The sequence below is a fragment of the Bacillus cereus group sp. MYBK195-1 genome, from assembly GCF_051916605.1.
In the GTDB taxonomy this organism is placed as follows: Bacteria; Bacillota; Bacilli; order Bacillales; family Bacillaceae_G; genus Bacillus_A; species Bacillus_A cereus.
This window is the reverse complement of sequence record NZ_JBQAGZ010000004.1, coordinates 227,140-244,844: the sequence shown is the minus strand read 5'-3', so window position 1 is coordinate 244,844 and position 17,705 is coordinate 227,140. Positions and strand designations below refer to the sequence as shown.

Sequence of the window (17,705 nt, the reverse complement as noted above, 5' to 3'; positions counted from 1 at the left end):
TTTCACTTTTCTTTAAATAAAAGCCAAATAGCCGTTCATAATGAACGACTATTTGCATCTAACGAATAATTAGAAGGTTCTTCATGTTAATCTATTTTGTTTAATCCCGTTGAAGTAACTTGATAGGTTCTTTTTTTGCCTATATATTCTTGTTTATTATTCTCAGGGTTAATAAGTGTTGCACGTGTCTTTTCCTTTACTGCTTCCCCTTCTATATGGGTAAACTCAATGTAATCTCCCGTTTTTACGGGCACCATTTGGAATTCAGCAGTTTGTTGTCTGTTTCCCACTATTTCCTTATTATACCCAACACTACCGGTTGAATTCTTTACTGTAATACTTGCATACGTATTATTAAAGTAAGAATGTGGTACGCCTGCTTCTAAATTCACCTGCATTTTCTCTGTTGTCCTATTATAATTAACTTTTGCGATTTCTCTATCGCTATATCCTTTTAAAGACCACCCAAAATGATTTCCATCTAAAACCGTTGTTTCTGGCATTTTTTCTACTTTCTTCAGGCCTTCCTTTGTAACTTCGTATAGGGCTTTTTTTCCAAAGCTCTCTTGTTTACTATTATCTACATTTGTAAGAGTAGCTCTATGTACACCTTCTAGATGTGTTAACTCTATATAATCGCCTACTTTGACTGGAACTTTCTGCGATTCAGCATTTTGCTGTTTGTTTCCATAAATCTCTTTGTTATAGACCACTTTACCTGATGTGTTTTGCACTTTAATACTTGCATATGTACTATCAAAGTAGTCATGTGGTACACCTGCTTTTAGATCAATTTGCATTTCTTCTGTTGATTTATTTAAATTTACTTTCGCAAATTCAAAATCTCCAATCCCTTTCAGCGACCATGCAAATTCATTACCTTCAAAAATGTTTGGAGATTCATTTTTGATTTGTACCTTTTTCTCAACAGTTTGATCAAATATATCCGTTAATACAATTTTTGCATAAGCATTTGTTGGTAATGATATAGATTGACTGATTCCATTTTGATAAGATTTAATATCATTAATTACGTTAATAGGTTGGCCCGTCATATTTTCATTGTTATAAATTTCAATTTTCCCCTTAAATTGCGGTGTACTATTTTCTTTTAGTTTCCAAGATACATTTAATTTTTCATTTTCATAATATATAGATTGGATATCAAAATCTAGTTTTCCTATTTCAGGTTGAGTAGGTTGATTTAGCGTGAATATTTTTCCTGCCCCAATAGTAGACTGCGTATTACCTCCTGCTTTGACCCATACATATTCTGAAGTAGATCCTCCATCATATTGATAAGTATTATCATGCGTTCCAGAAATACTTTGATTATTCCAAGAACTCCATTGTTTATCAACTAATTTTCGGCTATAACCATTTTTCAAGCGCGCTTCTCGAACATTCTGTCCACTATCAGCCCAGTCTTCTTGAAACATTCCTAAACCATGATTAAATGCAACATTAGCAACCGGAAAGTCCATAATTGCAATTTGATGCCATTTATTCTTTGTTACATCTTTCATCCATTGTCCAAATTTAGTATGACCATTTTCTTGCCATGAACGCATTGTCATCGTGTACCAATTGTAGTCTTTCCAACCATAAGTTGTTTGAACCTTCATTCCTGTTCCTTCTCCTCCAAAGGGTCCAGCTTGCGAATTCGGAGATAAGTATTCGGCCTTTATTGCTTCTTTAGAGGAAATTGGATCCCATAAGGCAAAATGTAAAGTACGTTTTCCATTTTCATCAAACCCACTTTGTTGTTGAAAACCAGCATATCCTCCAGCTTCACCACCTGCATTCCAGTTGTGTACAGCCCAGTACGTATAAGGTGGTGTCTGAACTGGTGACCAGTCTATACTAATAATATCTGAGGCAGGTATATTTTGGGGACTCACATAAACTGCTGGAGCAGCTGAATGTGTTGCAGCTTTAGTGTGCAAAATAGACGTTCCAAACATAGAAAACATGCTACATGCTGCGGTAATTATAATAACTTTATTAAATCTTTGCTTTGTTTTCTGACTAATCACTAATCTACATCCTTTTCTAATTTTTATTATTGAATACTAACGTAGTAGAGAAATCTATCAAAATTCAAACAACATCCAGTAATTCTTTAAAATACTGGATGTTGTTCTATCTTTACATCTGATTCTTACATATTAATTGATTGTAATTGCTTTCCATAACGATAGTGCAAATATCCAATTCGGGTCACCATTTCCTTGATGATTTTGAACAGCTTCATACACTGTCCCTTGATGTTCTACTTTATCGCCCTTTGTATATGCCTTCTTTGGATCCCATTTTTCATAAGATACATTTTGATCTTTGGTTTTTACAAGAAGAATTTCACTTTGGATTGATGTATTTCCAGCTGCATCTACAGCCTTCACTGCATATTTATATTCCTTATTAACTGTTAAGTTTTGATCAGTAAACGTCGTTCCTTGTACCGTTTGAATCAATTGTCCATCGCGTAGTACCTGATATTCTTTTACACCTACATTATCTGTAGAAGGATTCCATTTTAGCTCTACACTGTTAGAAGTAAGGTTGCTTGCATATAATCCTTGTGGCTGTGTTGGAGCTTCTGTGTCCGGTTTCGGATTAACAATTTGATTTACTTTCTTCAGACCTTCCTTTGTAACTTCGTACATGGCTTTTTTTCCAAAGCTCTCTTGTTTACTATTATCTACATTTGTGAGAGTAGCTCTATGCACACCTTCTAGATGTGTTAACTCAATATAATCTCCTACTTTGACTGAAACTTTTTGCGATTCAGCATTTTGTTGTTTATTTCCATAAATGTCTTTATTGTATACTACTTTCCCTGATGCATTTTGTACTTTAATACTCGCATATGTTTCATTAAAATAATGATGCGGTACGCCTGCTTTTAAGTCTACTTGCATTTCTTCTGTCGATTTATTGAAATTAATTTTAGCAAACTCGAAATCACTAATTCCTTTTAGTGACCATGCAAACTGGTTTCCTTCTAAAATATTATTTACATTAGGCATATCTGGTTTAATTGGATTAGAATCCGTACCCTTCCAAATCTCTGCTGTTAAAATTGGATATCCTAATGCAGATAATTTTTGAATGGTATCGTTATTTGGACGTAATCCCCACTTCTCAAAGAAGGGAATCAAATTTTGTTTGGCTACTTTTGATGCTGAAATCATAAATAATTGTTTTTTATTTTCATCAGTTTGTGGAAGTTCACTTGAAGGCATGTCCCTATACAATTGATGCAATTTAGGATAGAAATCCTCTCCATACGCTAACTGTAGTTGCCAAAGCATAACAAGTTTTACAAAAACATCACTAATTTCGTCATAATTTTTATTCGCTTGTTCTAGATATTGAAATGCCTTTGGATAAATTCCACTTTTCTCTAAGTTGGATGGTTGATTAAATGCTTTTTCTACAGAAAGGCTGTATATATTATTTTGTACTTCTGTCATATTATAAAACTTCCAGGGCGATTGTTGTCTCAAATGTCCTGCCTCATGCCAAGGGCCCCAGCCATCTGTTATAAATTTATTAATATCTAACACGTATTGGATTGCATCTCCTACATATGCTGTTCGATAAGAAGTTGCATACATATAATAATCAGGAGAATGATTTTCTTCTACGTAATGAACATAATGTTTATCTACTTGTTCTTCAGATAATCCAGCTACTTTGTCTTGAATTCGAGTAGCTTCATCCATCTTTTTTAAGAGTTGTACAGGATCTGTATTAGAACCCAACAAATATTTCTTAACACGTGCAGGGCTGGCCGTAATTAATACACGTTCGCCTTTTAACTCCACTGCATGTGCATTTGGATATTGGTCCAGCATGTTAATTAAATCTTGTTTCGTATGCTTTCCTAGTTCAAAGAAAGGCGTAGTCGTTCCGCCTGTTGTAATTGTTGTTCGAATGGTACCACCTTGCTGTTTATTATAAAAATAAATCAGCCCCCCATTTGGAGATTGGATTGTGTTTACACCAGGTTTTAATGTAAATGATTTTATCTTAGAATCTTCTCTCCAAGAAGCATCATACGAATACGTTCCAATATATACCTGAATATCTTGATTACCTTCTACATTAATCGTTATTTGTTCATTTGGCTTTGCATATAAACCAGTTGGTTCATATGGACTAAATGCCATACTTTTTCTTTCCTGTTGTTTCAGTACCTCAACATCCCCTTTTCCTGGGACTGTAAATGTTCTATTTTCTGATTTAACTGACTTTTCATTTTGCAGTGATGTCGATAAATTTTTTTGCTGCTCCTTTTGCTCCGCAAAGACATCTGATGAAGAAATCATTCCAGTCGCAAGCATAGTTACTGTAGCAGTGGCCGCAAGTATTTTTCTAGTTTTATGTTTTGAATTATTCCCCATATTATCTCCCTCATTTTTCCTTAGTACTCTTAAGTTTTTTTGTTTTCTTCTCCATGTTTTTACAATCTAAGCTATTCATACTATTTAATTTGTGTCTATTACTCTATATTTTTTCATAAATATCTCCTTTTCTTTATGTATTATTGTATATAAATGTTATTTGATGACACATTAAATAACAAATTTAAGATAAACTCATCGATAACAGCCTATTATGTTTTGATTCTGTATTCTAAACTTCCATCCAATTAGAGAAATATATCTAATTAGGGAAATAAGTAAATAAATTACAACATTTAAAGGTTGAGATCTCACGAAAAATTCATAAAACTTTTTTACTTTAAAAGTTTAAACAATTGTGACCACATTTGTTTGAACCTCTATAATTTTTTTCTAAGCTATTCTCTAAAAATCTTATTTTTCGTTGTAAATAAACCTGATTGGTACTCTTTATGCAAAAGAAAAGATGGAATCTTTAATTCAATTCCACCTTTTTTCAAAATAAAAAGCATCTAATTCTATTTGAATTAGATGCTTACATTTAGTCCTTAAGCCTAATATTCTAAACTATTTACGCGTTTGTAAATCTTTTTTTATTACATCCCAGAGTGAATTATCTTGACGCATCGGTTTACCCTCTTCATCCCATTTTATTTTTTCTGTTCCCAATTCATAATTCATCCCTGTCCATGTGTCTTCACGGAATGCATAGAATGATTTATGCCATCCTTTTTGGTTAAAGATAGAAATAATATCTTGCATGTATTGGGTAGCACCTGGAACAGTACGGTTAATTCCAAACTCCTCTGCAATAATTCGATTAGATGGTTCATGATTTTTCTTAGACCATTATTGAATTGGCTTCAAAAACTTCTCTAATCCCTACTTATTCCACATTACAGGTTTCTCTAAGTCTCCTACTTTTACTAATCCTGGATATTGATATTCTTTATTTTTCTTTTCACCTTGACTCGTTAATTCATATGGTTCATACATATGAAATGCGTAAAGCGTTTTTTTATCCTTTACTGGCTTTAAGTATTTAAAGGCCCATGGAGTAGCATATAAACCTGAATCTAAAATAACCGGTGTTTCTTGGTCTACTTCACGAATGGAATTGATTACCTTTTGATAAAATCTGTTTAAATCCGCTGTCGTTCCCTCCACTTTTGCATACCATTTCTCGTAATCTTCCGTCCAAAAATCATTATATCTATTATTTTTAGCTGTTTCTGGATGTGGTTCATTTATAATATTATAACCAACCACCGCGGGGGGATCTTTTAGTTCCAAAGCGAGGTCCTTCCAAAATTGACTTGCTTGATCTTGATACTTCTTTTCTTCCTGTACTTTCTAATATAGATAAAAACATTTATATCCTAGAAACCTCAAAAACATTAGGCTGTTACTTCTCTCTGTCGTTCAACATATTTCTACTACATATAATTAAATATTTTTTCAAAAACCACTTCATCAAAGAACATAGGTTCGTGTATAATAATAACAAGAACGAATGTTCTCTTTATTATTAGGAGGAGTTATAGTGTATGACTATTCAATTTTACCGAATAGAATCATTTTATGTGTTGATCTTCGTAGCTTTTATGCTTCTGTTAGTTGCATCAAAATGGGATTAGACCCACTTCATACAAAATTAGCTGTAGTCGGTGATGTGAATAGGAATGGGTCCATTGTTTTAGCCGCAACTCCACCTTTAAAAGCAATGGGAGTAAAGAAGTTGACAAGGCTATACGAGATTCCTAGGCAAAAAGATATCCTTATTGTGAATCCAATTATGGGAACCTATATTAAGTGCTCCAATTACATAACGAAGTTAGCTCTACAATATGTTCCTATTGAAGACTTTCATCAATACAGCATCGATGAATTTTTTATGGATATTACCGATAGCATCCATCTATTTGCCCGAAATCCAAATGAATTTGCATTACAGTTTAAACGTGAAATATATGAACACACACGAATTGAATGCACAATCGGGATTGCACCTAACCTATTGATGAGTAAGGTAGCTTTAGATATTGAAGCAAAGAAAAATAAAGACGGAGTCGCTTATTGGACATACGAAGATATACCTACAAAATTATGGAGCATACGGCCGCTTAGTAAGTTTTGGGGTATTTCGCATAAAACAGAAACAAAATTAAATCAAAAAGGAATACATTCTATTGGAGATTTAGCTAATTATCCTCTTAAATATTTAAAACAAAGCTTCGGTGTGATTGGAGAAGAATTACACTTACATAGTAATGGGATTGATTTTAGTCGAATTTCAGAGAAATATGTTCCGGTTACAACTTCTATAGGAAAAAGCCAAATTTTAATGCGTGATTATACAATAGAAGAATTTCCAATTATCCTACTGGAACATACCGAAGAAGTTTGCTATCGATTAAGACAACAAAACAAACTTGCTCGAACCGTTCATTTCTCTGTTGGTTATAGCAAGGATAATGCAGGTGGCATTAGAAAAACACATAGTTTAAGCCGTCCTACAAATTTAACAATGGATATTTATCATATCTGTACATACTTTTTACATCAGCAATATACTGGTGAACCCATTCGTAGCATAAACATATCCTTAACAAACCTAATTCAAGAAGGGGAAGAACAAATTTCTCTTTTTGATGATGTCACAAAACGAGAACAAGAAGTGAAGTTGACAAAAGTAATGGATGAAATACGCACAAAGTTTGGGAAAAACAGTATTTTACGAGGGATTTCCTACACGCATAGCGCTACAGCTAGACACAGAAACACACTAATAGGAGGACATAAATCATGAGTAACGCCAATATGCCAAAAGGAAGAGGAATGATCAAATGGTCTCCGTTCGCAGCAATGCCAGAACAATTCGCCGGAATACGTGAAATAATCAAAGAGAAAAATAAAATAGCACGTCCCATTTTAACCTCTGAAGAAAAAGAACTGATTGAGAACATGCTTTTATGTTCCTTATTATCCGAAGAAGAAATACTAATTACATATTATGAAGGCGGCTATTTACTTACTAACTATATGACCATCATTGATATAGATCCGTTAAATAGCGCTATCATATGTACGGATGCTTTCTATAATAAGTTGACACTACAATTTTCGGATATACTGGATGTAAAATAGAATAGATTTAAACGTTTGGATTGTTATAAAGGAGTGTATAAAATGCAAGGGAATCAGATAAGAAAGAATACAGCAAGAACAGTTATTCATAACAATATAAATAACTATCCCTATTTAAATATACCTATGATTATTAATGAGAATGATGGAATAACTTACGAGGTTTTAAGCGCTGGTTTTCATAATAATGATGCAGTAGCAATGATAACAACGGACGGTTTCACTACAACTAGGGTAAATACACCAATCGTAACAGTAAAAAACGATGATAGTAGTATCCAAGTATTCCGTTTACCCTTAGAATTGGATTATTGGGTGCTTTCATGTATGCGTGATGCTTCAAAAGGAAAAAATCCGTTCCCATGTAAAGTTGCTTTTGGAATCATTGATACTAAATTTCATGTGGAATTCAAGTAAAAAAGGAGTAAATTAATTTGTTCTTTTTATAATTTTTGGGACATTTATTTTTCTTAAGTTGATGGGCATGTAGCGTTATCCCTCACTATTAAATTTCAAATGCATGAAAATGAGAAAAAGTTTAAAATAATTTATATACAAATGAAATAATCCAGCGAGAGTATCAAACTGTATACAATTTTCCTTTTCACACTAAAAATGATACTAAGGTCATTGAAAGGCACCTCAGGGTGTCTTTTTCTTAATTCTAATCCGCGGTAACAAATTCATATTTTTTATATAAAAAGTGGAAAAAATATTTTATAATTCTATTTAGATTAATATTACGTTTTTAATATAAAACTTATAGAAAAATGGCGGTGATTGATTTTATGTTTAATATTTCAAAGGGTGCGATGATAGATACAATAAACAATATGATTTACAACATTGCTCTTTATGTCTTTGTATTTATTATTTGCATGTGGATTTTAGTATGTATTGTTCGATTATTTGTAAGAGGATTATCTAGAGTAATACCTATAACGTATACACCTTCGTTGCAATCTAAAGGAAATGGAAAAAGAAAACAAAATAAAAAAAGGAATGCGTCTTATAGAGTTCAATCAGTTGGAAAGAAAGCAAATACAAATAAAGTTGTAAATTCTGATTTGGATGATGAAGATGATTTTAACGACTATTATGACGACTACAGTTCCCCTAGCTATTATAGCTCTTCTAATAGTTCAAGTTCTGAAAGTTCATATAGTAACTCCAATTATAACAGCACTTCTAGTTACAAAAATGAAGATTCCTCTAGGTATGATAGTCCTTCTTATAATTCTAGTTATAATAGTAACTCAGATGAAAATGATTACTAATAAAATACTAACTTGCATGATAGTGCATAATCTATTTGTCATAAGAATGCACACAGCCATGTATTAAAAATATATTAAATTGCAACAATCATTTTGGTTAGAAATCTTATCCATAACATTAAACTTAAGATGCTTCCATACAGAGAAAGGCGCCTTTGGTGTCTTTTCTTTGTATGGATCAGTACCAAGCTTCACAAAACAATTTTCCTTTTTTGATTTGCTCTATTTGACGCTGTTCATGCAAATTGAATTATTCTATCCACTAAACAAGAAATAATTCTCCAAGAGCTGAATATATCACTCAATAAAGCAATTTTTCATATAATTGATTTCTTGTTTCATCTAGACCTATATCCTTAGACTTCTACGCTCGAAGTATCCTTTACGAATCAAACCTTCCTTCACTGCTACGGCAATTAAATCTTTTCTTGCTGCAGTAGTTTTTCTAATTCATGAAGAAATATATGAGTTTTCTCAACATCCTTTAAGATATCCTCTAGGTTCTCATTTGCTACAAAATCTCTAATAGAATGGTTAAAAACCATTAACCTACCATATCTATGCTCTATTTCTTTAAACCACACTTCTTTTTCCAAAAGCTTAAAATTTTTACGAATGACTTTTTCCCTTTTTGAAGGGATGGACATAAAGAGTCCTCCTAATACATCACCGATTACACCTCCCATGTGAAAACCTCCTTCCCCTCTATTGTAAAATTCAGAAAAAAACGATATATAGTAGCATTTCCAATACACTTCAAATAACGATTCGTTACCAATTAGAGTGTACGGTAGAACTTGCGTTATTGTTTTTTTCTTATCTCGACAGAATACGACATCACCATTTATCTTAATTTGGTATAATCATCTGTGGAATTTTACAATTTTCAAAATGGAGGAATTAAACATGTTCAAAAAGTTGAGTACCATTGCATTAGGAAGTGCTTTGGCGATGAGTCTAGTTGCTTGTGATGATTCGTCAAACAAAGCTTCTACAGAAAAGAAAGATGAACCAAAACAAGAGGCTAAGAAAGAAGCAAAACAAGACCAAAAACAAGAAACGAAAAAGGACGATAAAAAGAAGATAACGGTTGCCGATGTGGATACTATTAAAACTGGTGATCCTGTAACTGGTGAAGGCGGAGATAAATACGAGGATCTAGTTGCTAAATATGGTGAACCTGACATCAAATCTGATTCTACAAGTAAAAATGTAAAAACGTATACTGCTAGTTGGAGTAAAAATGCAAAAGGTGGCACAGGAGCTAATTTCACCGTTAGTTTCATTGAAAAAGATGGACAAAAATTAGCAGTAAGTAAAACTCAAATAGGGATGGAATAAATCCTAGTCATAGAAATCATGGTTATGAGTAACCTTCTAAATCGTGATAAAACAAGCACTCGAATGGGTGCTTGTTTTATCATTTAAAAGTAATGAATCACCGGAAATTCCCGCTTATTAACAAACGATTTATTCTTCTTACATTTACGACCAGACAAAAAACATGTAGTACCCTGTTTTTTACGTACTGGAAAAGCAAATTCATAGATACATCCTTTTCAACTTGATATGCTCTGTTCTCATAATATAATTCCGTACTAGATATCTCTGTTTTAGATTCTTTATATATAACTTGATCCTTTTAATGATTAGATATTGAATCCCGTTTTATTTTCATAAAGTTGTAATGGAGCAACCCCCATTCAACTTATTTTTATATATTTTTAGGTTTAGTAGGCAGAAATAAGAATTAAAAATAAATTCAAATTGAAAGAGGTGATCCAAATTATGTTTAAAAATGAGGAAGAGCTACAAAAAGCTTTTGAAGCAGCAAAGGCGACCTTAGCAATTGAGGGATTGACTGTTACAAAGGAAATGGAGAAAGTCATAAAGGATAAGTTACGTGGAAAGATTACTATGGAGGAATTGATTAAACTAGCAGATGATATTGCCAGACGCAAATAAATAATCTTTTACTTTAATATCTGTACCTTGAAACCAGCTTTCATAAATAGGAATCATCCCCTATTCCCGCATAATTATGTGTAATTAAAGCGAATGCTGCCCCTGCTGCTACATGAGTCGGTCCTCTCAAATATATCCTCCTTTCTATTATTCAAGCTTTATCTCAACAGTTGGCGAAAATATAATATCCTTTCATCCAGCGCTCTTTTAACCATCTCAGTTTATATTCCATGCTTGGTGTATGAGTTGCTGCAGAATCCATTAAGTTATATCTATCTAAAATCTCCAAACATCTAATAGGGTTTGTTAAAGTATTTAGAAATTCCAAGTCCTCGCTCTCGAGAGACTTCCATACAATTCCTTTAAAATTAATTGGCAGCAGTTCTAATATCATATCTCTATCCAAACCTGATGTTTCTAAGAAATTTTGAAGATGCGAGAGAGATAAATAACTCCAGTTTGTACTTTGGTATTCTTCCCCTAAAAATGTATATCGATCTAAGTCATTACAATTTAATTCATAACTCTTTATTGCTTCTATTCCCCATTTCATCTTTTTCCCCCACAATCATTATTTCCGTACTCAACCAATAGTTATGTTCACAAATCCCTATTATTAAAAAAGATCCAAGCATCAGTAATACGCTCAGATCTCTGTTTAATAATTAGATTAAATAAAACTTTATTAGCCTCTTTTTAGAAAATTAAATATGCTCCCCATGATCCATAAATACTTCAATTGATTCTTGTTGTGGTACGTCTTTTACATTAGTAAGACCAAAAGTAAAAACGGTGGACAACATCATCATTAATAAGATAGCTTTTTTCATTTTAGCGCCCTTCTTTCTTTGCTTATTTTGTCTGCGTCTAAAGCAATGTGTAAATATTTGCTTGCCTTTTCATGATTTTTTGAATTGTAGAATTGGTCACCTAAAAGAGAAGCATATTCTTTTACCCACTCATATAATTCTTCTGCTTCAAAATAAGAAATACCTTCTATAACTAATTTCTCGAATTCTTCGAGTGGTGCTTTATTATGTAATGCCCTTAAGATTTCGAAATGATGACGATAACCTACATCACTAAGCTTATAACCTTGTTCAATATATTCATTAGCAATAGTATGCTTTCCTAGCTTGAAATGTTCTCTCGCTAAAAGAAACATAGTTTTAAAGTTATTCTCTAATGAATTCTCTAAATGTTTAACTGCTAACTCTGGCATATTTTGACTTGCATATAAAAGTCCTAAATTATGCTTAACGCGTTTAATTAGAATTTCATCACCTGATTTTTTGAAAGTGTCTAATGCTGAAAGTAAATATTCTTCTGCACTTTCAAATTCATTTAGTCGTATGTTTGCCATTCCTAAAGTATTTAAACATGCTGCTATTTTCAGTTCATATCCTGCGTTATTTATAAATATTTCATTTGCCTTCATAGCATATTGAATTGCTAGAATTGGTTTCATTATATGGTAGTAGTAAACAGCAAGCCAATAATTAAATTCTGCTTTTTCAATTTCATCATGCATGTAATCTAGAAGCTTTTCAGCTTCTTCAAAATGACTCCTTGCTTCACTATTGTTGGCCGTATTGATGGCGTAAATAGCTTTAAATAAATGATAATAGCACTCTAAAAATGTTTCATTTTTGTCTGGTAAAGGTTCGACTTTGTCTAAAATATCTTTTGAACCCTTCGTATCACGAATTAGAAGGCTGTACCGCGCATTTAGTAAAGCGTAATACATTAATATTGTTTGATCTTCCTTGATATAATTAATTTTACTTTCAATATCTTCTTTTATCTTTTCAGACTGTAATACACGTTGTGCAATCATAGCTTGATACCAGTCATTTAATAATTTGGTGATTTTTTCGTTAGAAATGAGGTTAACACTCATCTGCTCCTACCCCCTTTTATCAAATATTATCACGGTATACTTGCATTTATAAATATATTCACAATATTTTAACTTGAGAAACTTATTTTTGAATATTCACAGAAGAAAATGAAGAAAGTAATTCAAGTTTTAGGTATCACTCTAGGATTAGTAGCCGTTTTTGGTTGTACTTCAAACAACACAATACAAAATGCTGAACACGGAGAAACATTTGCACCAAAAGTACAGGATAACTCTATCCATTACGTAATGAGAGAACACGGAGAAATATTTTAATACTTAAAAAGAGCCATAGCATCATATATGGCTCTTTTTTATTACATTAAGTTGTACTCTTGTGTCTTTAAGTTCATATATTCAGCTGAATCCGTCAGAATTTTACTAGTAGTTGTTCTCCCGCCTAACTTCTTTACTTCATCCAATTTTATGCTGGGATTTTCACTGTCCACAAATCGCCAGATTAACTATTAAATAGAAAGGGTGTAATTTATCATTTTAGCCAAAAAGACTCCTTCCTCAAGGAACGCGAGGTGAGTAGGTGGGAGATGAATTGGCTTCGGACAAGGGATGGCAGAAAGCCATCTTAATTGTTCGACATACATAAACTGTTACTTTACTACCAACCGAATGTACGTTTGTTATATAATAGAATTATACCGAAATGGGGGTGAAATGAATGTTGATCAATAAAGCATATAAATTTCGTATCTATCCAAATAAAGCACAAGCGACACTAATCAATAAAACGATTGGTTGTTCTCGTTTTGTATTCAATCACTTCCTATCTCTATGGGATCATGCATATAAAGAAACAGGAAAAGGTTTGACATATGGTACATGCTCTGTCAAACTTCCTGCCTTGAAGAAAGAGTTTGTTTGGCTAAAAGAAGTCGATAGTATTGCGATTCAGTCATCTGTTCGCAACCTTGCGGATGCGTATACACGCTTTTTCAAAAAACAAAACAGTGCCCCGCGTTTCAAATCTAAGAAGAACAACGTACAATCTTACACCACAAAACAAACAAATGAAAACATTGCCGTTGTAGGAAATAAAATGAAATTGCCAAAACTAGGTCTTGTTCGATTTGCCAAAAGTCGTGAAGTAAAGGGACGTATTTTAAATGCTACGGTTAGACGGAACCCTTCTGGTAGATACTTCGTGTCATTGTTAGTGGAGACAGAAGTGCAAGAACTTCCGAAAACAAATTTTTACATTGGAATGGATGTGGGACTAAAAGATTTCGCCATTTTGTCAGATGGAACAACCTATAAAAATCCGAAGTTTTTTCGATTGTTAGAAGAGAAGTTGGCAAAAGCACAGCGTGTTCTTTCTAGAAGAATGAAAGGATCTTATCGCTGGAATAAACAACGAGTAAAAGTAGCTAGAATTCATGAATACATGGCAAATGCTAGAAAAGATTACTTGGACAAAATCTCGACTGAAATCATCAAAAACCACGATGTTATTGGTATAGAGGATTTGCAAGTATCGAATATGTTAAAGAATCATAAGTTAGCAAAAGCAATTAGTGAGGTATCTTGGTCACAGTTTCGAGCCATGTTGGAATATAAAGCAAAATGGTATGGCAAACAAGTCATTGTCGTATCGAAAACGTTTGCTTCCAGCCAATTATGTTCATGTTGTGGGTATCAAAATAAAGACGTTAAAAACCTAAACCTACGTAAATGGAAGTGTCCTTCTTGTCGTACATACCATGATAGGGATATTAACGCAAGTATTAATTTAAAGAATGAAGCGATAAGGCTTCTAACCGCAAGGACTGCGGGGTTAGCCTAATCAATTAGAGTTCGATAGAACTCTTTACTTAGGAATCCTCCACTTCTAAACGAAGTGAAAGTGGGGGTAGTTCAATACAGGAGACATTAGGTTGAAAGTTCAGCTAATATAGAAATTCTACGCTTTTGCATCAGAGTAATCGGGATGAGCTATGGGGAGTTTTTCCCTTTATAAGAACACATTTCATGATTTCACGCTATATTTTCAAAGCTACACAAGAAGCCCATAAATGCGGCAGAAAAAGAATAGGAGGTGTTGTGTATGCAACCCTCCACTTTTTAAATATTCATAATGGATTATACATTAGTTCTGGATTTTTTTGTTATTAAACTAAACTGCACCGTTAGTTCAATAACAAAAAATTATCTATTATTATTAAAGTGGGCCACCTTCAAAACCAATAGGCCATCCATCGTCTTTAAATTTTACTTTATACTGAAACTCAAAGTGACCATCATAAATAAAAGCTAAACTAAATCCAGAAAATATATAATCGTCAAAATTAACCATCTTTCCAAAACATATTGTGGATAGATAGTAGTTCTTCATTTCTTGATTAGGGAAGAATTTTTGTAAATATTTTAATGCACAGCTTATATGTAGATGGAGTTCATCGAATGTTTTTTCTGCCATTTCGATAATCTCCACATCGGGATTTTCATTATTCCCTTGAATAATAATATCCACATCTTCCCATTCTCCGATATTAATACTATAAAACCACCGTTTTTGAATGAGATACTTCTCATTTTCGTATATAGGGGGATTAACTAGGTTTAATTTTTTCACCTCATCTTTAGTTAACGGTATATCAAGAATAAGCTTTTTATGCAAAATTTCTTTGATATTAGAGACAATATATTTAGATTTGTTTAATTCTAAAGAGTCCATTTTCCACCTCATAAATTATAAAATAAAGTAAATTCCCCCTTAAGTATATCATCATCCTTATTCAACTATCCTGCACCGTTAGTTCAATAAGAATTAAACAACTATATTATTTTTCAAAGGACTTTATTGTAAATTAAACAACTCTATTCACATAAATTTCTTTATAAGCAAGGCTATATTCTTTGTCTGCATATACATATGATTTACAAATCTCTTACATAATGTATGTGTTCCTATTTCATCTAGTTCAAACTCTGTCGCAGTGTTACTAAGTAACTTATATGCTGTACTTCTTTCTATTCTTTCCCTGCCTACTCTTAATTAGATACTCATGGTCTTCCATATCTTCAATGTACCTATTTAAATCTCTTCTTAATGCCGCAGTAATCTAGATACATTACTGCTTACTGCTCTTCATTTCAAGCATTAAGATATAACTCCCTTTCAAACCTGTAACCTTTAGTTTTAAGAGGTCACTAATACATAAACCTATATTGTATAACTACTTTACTACATTATTTGGGGCAAATTTTAATTTAAACCATATATTATCTATATTTATTAAACCTTTTCTGTTTTTGGAAATGAGATACCAAAAACTGTTTTATTCCATGGACTACTTTCAACCCATATCCTGCCCTGGTTTTTTTCTACTAAGGATTTAGCAATAGCAAGCCCTAATCCGCTACCTCCATTAATAGAATTTCTTGATTGGTCACCACGATACATTCGTTCAAATACATGATCTAAATCATGTTCCGCGATTCCCTGTCCTTTATCCCAAACAAGCAATTGGAATTCTTGATTTGATTCCATGAGTTCTATCCCAAGTACTTTTCCTTCTTTCCCATATAAAATAGCATTTTTTATTAGGTTATCTATAATTCTTATAATACTTAGATAATCAGCCGTGATAAAACATTTTGTTTTTGGCAAACTAAGCTTTAACTCCAAATTATTCTTCTTGATTTCAGGCAAATACTCAATTAATACTTCTCTGGTAATTTCAGTTAATTCTAGAGATTCAGGATTTATTAAAACTTCATCTGCATCTAGCTTTGCCATATTAAATATTTCATTGATTAATTGCTTTAAGTTGCTGGATTTTTTTGAAATAATTTCAAGATACTCTTTTTTCTCTTCTCGAGAAACAGCTATATCATCTTTTAAAGCATCAATATATCCTATAATAGATGTAAGAGGAGTTCTGATATCATGAGAAATACTTGATAAGAGCCTTTTTCTCGCATTTTGAGCTTTAATGGATTCGATTTGAACTCTCTCTAACTGTTCAATTAATTCATTCACAGAAAATATCATTTTATTAAATACATTATCTTCATTTACAATTAACCTTGTTGTTAAATTCCCTTTAATTACACGTTGTAACTCCTCAATCATTATTTTCAAACGATTAACGAAGTGGAACCTTATAAGTAAGAGAAAAGTCGTAAAGAAAAATAGTACTATGTACAAAACAAGTTTATTTATTCCTAATAGCTGATTATTTAAATCTGTAAAAAAAAGTCCTATAATACATAATAATTGAAGAATATTAAGTAAGATAATTTTATCGCTATACATTTTGGTCACCTACAAACTTATATCCGATTCCCCAAACTGTTTGTATTAATTGAGGATTAGAGGGATCCACTTCTATTTTTTTTCTAAGTTTTCGAATATGGACCATGACAGTATTATCATCTTCTAAATAGTTGTCCCCCCAAACATTACGGAACAACTGAGATTTTGTAAACACTTGCTCCGGATTTAAAGCAAAAAACCTTAGTAGTTCCATCTCTTTTGCAGTTAAAGGAATCTCTTTCCCCTCTTTGAAAACAGTATATTTTTTCATATCAATTGAGATTTCTTTAAACTCTATACGTGTTTGTTCTCTATCCCCTGCTTCACTTCCTAAAACTAAAAATCTCCTCATAAGAGCTTTAACTCTAGCTACTACCTCATTTATACTAAAAGGTTTTGTAATATAATCATCTGCGCCCATACTTAAACCTAATATCTTATCAGTTTCATGATTTTTAGCAGTGAGCATTAGAATAGGAACATTCGTTTTTTCTCTTAATTTTCTGCAGACCTCAATCCCATCAATTTTTGGCATCATAAGATCTAATATAAACAGATCATATTTGTTTTTATTAAATAACGAAAGAGCGTGCTCGCCATCTATAGCAACATCAACCTTATATAATTCTCGCTCCATATATTTTTTTAATAAATCTCTAATTTCTTTTTCATCATCCGCTATAAGAATTCTAATTTCTCGCAAAATAACACCTGCTTTCATAATTTCTATTATA

Annotated in this window: 15 protein-coding genes and 3 pseudogenes; 7 read left to right on the top strand and 11 right to left on the bottom strand. The window is 32.5% G+C overall.

The genetic code is table 11. The features are described from left to right. Positions 1-89: 89 nt before the first annotated feature. The 3 genes and pseudogenes from ACTFRY_RS19580 to ACTFRY_RS19570 all read right to left on the bottom strand — a co-directional run. Positions 90-2,036 (bottom strand): annotated as a pseudogene (locus ACTFRY_RS19580) (DUF3472 domain-containing protein); the annotation flags it as partial. 132 nt (positions 2,037-2,168) lie between these two features. Beyond that, positions 2,169-4,409, bottom strand: a complete 2,241-nt coding sequence (locus ACTFRY_RS19575; protein ID WP_440032407.1) for a M60 family metallopeptidase — start codon at positions 4,407-4,409, stop codon at positions 2,169-2,171. Between the two features lie 567 nt (positions 4,410-4,976). Beyond that, positions 4,977-5,762, bottom strand: a pseudogene (locus tag ACTFRY_RS19570) (glycoside hydrolase family 5 protein); the annotation flags it as partial. Between the two features lie 190 nt (positions 5,763-5,952). Here ACTFRY_RS19570 and ACTFRY_RS19565 point away from each other — a divergent pair. The 4 genes from ACTFRY_RS19565 (at position 5,953) to ACTFRY_RS19550 (ending at position 8,833) form a co-directional block, all read left to right on the top strand. Beyond that, positions 5,953-7,218, top strand: coding sequence for a Y-family DNA polymerase (locus ACTFRY_RS19565; RefSeq protein ID WP_098592923.1), 1,266 nt, complete (start codon positions 5,953-5,955; stop codon positions 7,216-7,218). Next, a complete protein-coding gene (locus tag ACTFRY_RS19560; RefSeq protein ID WP_074593106.1) occupies positions 7,215-7,556 on the top strand; it encodes a YolD-like family protein in 342 nt (113 codons plus the stop codon). Before ACTFRY_RS19565 ends, ACTFRY_RS19560 begins: the two co-directional genes overlap by 4 nt. Positions 7,557-7,598: 42 nt before the next feature. Further along, a complete protein-coding gene (locus ACTFRY_RS19555; RefSeq protein WP_074593105.1) occupies positions 7,599-7,973 on the top strand; it encodes a hypothetical protein in 375 nt (124 codons plus the stop codon). Between the two features lie 371 nt (positions 7,974-8,344). Continuing rightward, complete coding sequence (locus ACTFRY_RS19550; RefSeq protein ID WP_074593104.1) at positions 8,345-8,833, top strand: hypothetical protein; 489 nt, start codon at positions 8,345-8,347, stop codon at positions 8,831-8,833. Between the two features lie 416 nt (positions 8,834-9,249). Here ACTFRY_RS19550 and ACTFRY_RS19545 read toward each other — a convergent pair whose 3' ends face one another. Further along, positions 9,250-9,519 (bottom strand): hypothetical protein, encoded by a 270-nt coding sequence (locus ACTFRY_RS19545; RefSeq protein ID WP_074593103.1) that lies wholly within the window; start codon positions 9,517-9,519, stop codon positions 9,250-9,252. A 220-nt stretch (positions 9,520-9,739) separates the two neighbouring features. On the opposite strand from ACTFRY_RS19545, the gene ACTFRY_RS19540 reads away from it, so the two are divergent. Continuing rightward, positions 9,740-10,174 carry a hypothetical protein gene (locus tag ACTFRY_RS19540; RefSeq protein WP_000473787.1) on the top strand — a complete coding sequence of 145 codons (435 nt, stop codon included), beginning with the start codon at positions 9,740-9,742 and terminating at the stop codon, positions 10,172-10,174. Between the two features lie 447 nt (positions 10,175-10,621). Then, a complete protein-coding gene (locus ACTFRY_RS19535; RefSeq protein ID WP_163051259.1) occupies positions 10,622-10,798 on the top strand; it encodes an antitoxin VbhA family protein in 177 nt (58 codons plus the stop codon). Positions 10,799-10,961: 163 nt separating this feature from the next. On the opposite strand, the gene ACTFRY_RS19530 is transcribed toward ACTFRY_RS19535, so the two are convergent. The 3 genes from ACTFRY_RS19530 to ACTFRY_RS19520 form a co-directional block, all read right to left on the bottom strand. Next, positions 10,962-11,351 carry a hypothetical protein gene (locus ACTFRY_RS19530; protein WP_074593102.1) on the bottom strand — a complete coding sequence of 130 codons (390 nt, stop codon included), beginning with the start codon at positions 11,349-11,351 and terminating at the stop codon, positions 10,962-10,964. A gap of 151 nt (positions 11,352-11,502) precedes the next feature. Next, complete coding sequence (locus ACTFRY_RS19525; protein WP_017658030.1) at positions 11,503-11,628, bottom strand: hypothetical protein; 126 nt, start codon at positions 11,626-11,628, stop codon at positions 11,503-11,505. Then, on the bottom strand, positions 11,625-12,698 hold the full coding sequence (locus tag ACTFRY_RS19520) for a hypothetical protein (protein ID WP_440032406.1): 1,074 nt from the start codon (positions 12,696-12,698) through the stop codon (positions 11,625-11,627). The genes ACTFRY_RS19525 and ACTFRY_RS19520 overlap by 4 nt, the downstream gene beginning before the upstream one ends. 676 nt (positions 12,699-13,374) lie before the next feature. Here ACTFRY_RS19520 and tnpB point away from each other — a divergent pair. Then, complete coding sequence (tnpB, locus tag ACTFRY_RS19515) at positions 13,375-14,496, top strand: IS200/IS605 family element RNA-guided endonuclease TnpB (protein WP_098617336.1); 1,122 nt, start codon at positions 13,375-13,377, stop codon at positions 14,494-14,496. A gap of 375 nt (positions 14,497-14,871) precedes the next feature. On the opposite strand, the gene ACTFRY_RS19510 is transcribed toward tnpB, so the two are convergent. The 4 genes and pseudogenes from ACTFRY_RS19510 to ACTFRY_RS19495 all read right to left on the bottom strand — a co-directional run bounded on the left by ACTFRY_RS19510 (position 14,872) and on the right by ACTFRY_RS19495 (position 17,674). Then, entirely contained in the window at positions 14,872-15,387 is a 516-nt protein-coding gene (locus ACTFRY_RS19510; RefSeq protein ID WP_074594553.1) for a hypothetical protein, read from the bottom strand. Positions 15,388-15,540: 153 nt separating this feature from the next. Further along, positions 15,541-15,883, bottom strand: a pseudogene (locus ACTFRY_RS19505) (tyrosine-type recombinase/integrase); the annotation flags it as partial. A 65-nt stretch (positions 15,884-15,948) separates the two neighbouring features. Beyond that, positions 15,949-16,971, bottom strand: coding sequence for a sensor histidine kinase (locus tag ACTFRY_RS19500; protein ID WP_000286657.1), 1,023 nt, complete (start codon positions 16,969-16,971; stop codon positions 15,949-15,951). After that, entirely contained in the window at positions 16,964-17,674 is a 711-nt protein-coding gene (locus ACTFRY_RS19495) for a response regulator transcription factor (protein ID WP_001206988.1), read from the bottom strand. The genes ACTFRY_RS19500 and ACTFRY_RS19495 overlap by 8 nt, the downstream gene beginning before the upstream one ends. Positions 17,675-17,705 lie beyond the last annotated feature (31 nt).

Coding starts and splice junctions, on each gene's coding strand:
- ACTFRY_RS19575 (WP_440032407.1), bottom strand. CDS start 4,409: ATGGGGAATAATTCAAAACATAAAACTAGAAAAATACTTGCGGCCACT.
- ACTFRY_RS19560 (WP_074593106.1), top strand. CDS start 7,215: ATGAGTAACGCCAATATGCCAAAAGGAAGAGGAATGATCAAATGGTCT.
- ACTFRY_RS19555 (WP_074593105.1), top strand. CDS start 7,599: ATGCAAGGGAATCAGATAAGAAAGAATACAGCAAGAACAGTTATTCAT.
- ACTFRY_RS19550 (WP_074593104.1), top strand. CDS start 8,345: ATGTTTAATATTTCAAAGGGTGCGATGATAGATACAATAAACAATATG.
- ACTFRY_RS19545 (WP_074593103.1), bottom strand. CDS start 9,519: ATGGGAGGTGTAATCGGTGATGTATTAGGAGGACTCTTTATGTCCATC.
- ACTFRY_RS19540 (WP_000473787.1), top strand. CDS start 9,740: ATGTTCAAAAAGTTGAGTACCATTGCATTAGGAAGTGCTTTGGCGATG.
- ACTFRY_RS19535 (WP_163051259.1), top strand. CDS start 10,622: ATGTTTAAAAATGAGGAAGAGCTACAAAAAGCTTTTGAAGCAGCAAAG.
- ACTFRY_RS19530 (WP_074593102.1), bottom strand. CDS start 11,351: ATGAAATGGGGAATAGAAGCAATAAAGAGTTATGAATTAAATTGTAAT.
- ACTFRY_RS19525 (WP_017658030.1), bottom strand. CDS start 11,628: ATGAAAAAAGCTATCTTATTAATGATGATGTTGTCCACCGTTTTTACT.
- ACTFRY_RS19520 (WP_440032406.1), bottom strand. CDS start 12,698: ATGAGTGTTAACCTCATTTCTAACGAAAAAATCACCAAATTATTAAAT.
- tnpB (WP_098617336.1), top strand. CDS start 13,375: ATGTTGATCAATAAAGCATATAAATTTCGTATCTATCCAAATAAAGCA.
- ACTFRY_RS19510 (WP_074594553.1), bottom strand. CDS start 15,387: ATGGACTCTTTAGAATTAAACAAATCTAAATATATTGTCTCTAATATC.
- ACTFRY_RS19500 (WP_000286657.1), bottom strand. CDS start 16,971: ATGTATAGCGATAAAATTATCTTACTTAATATTCTTCAATTATTATGT.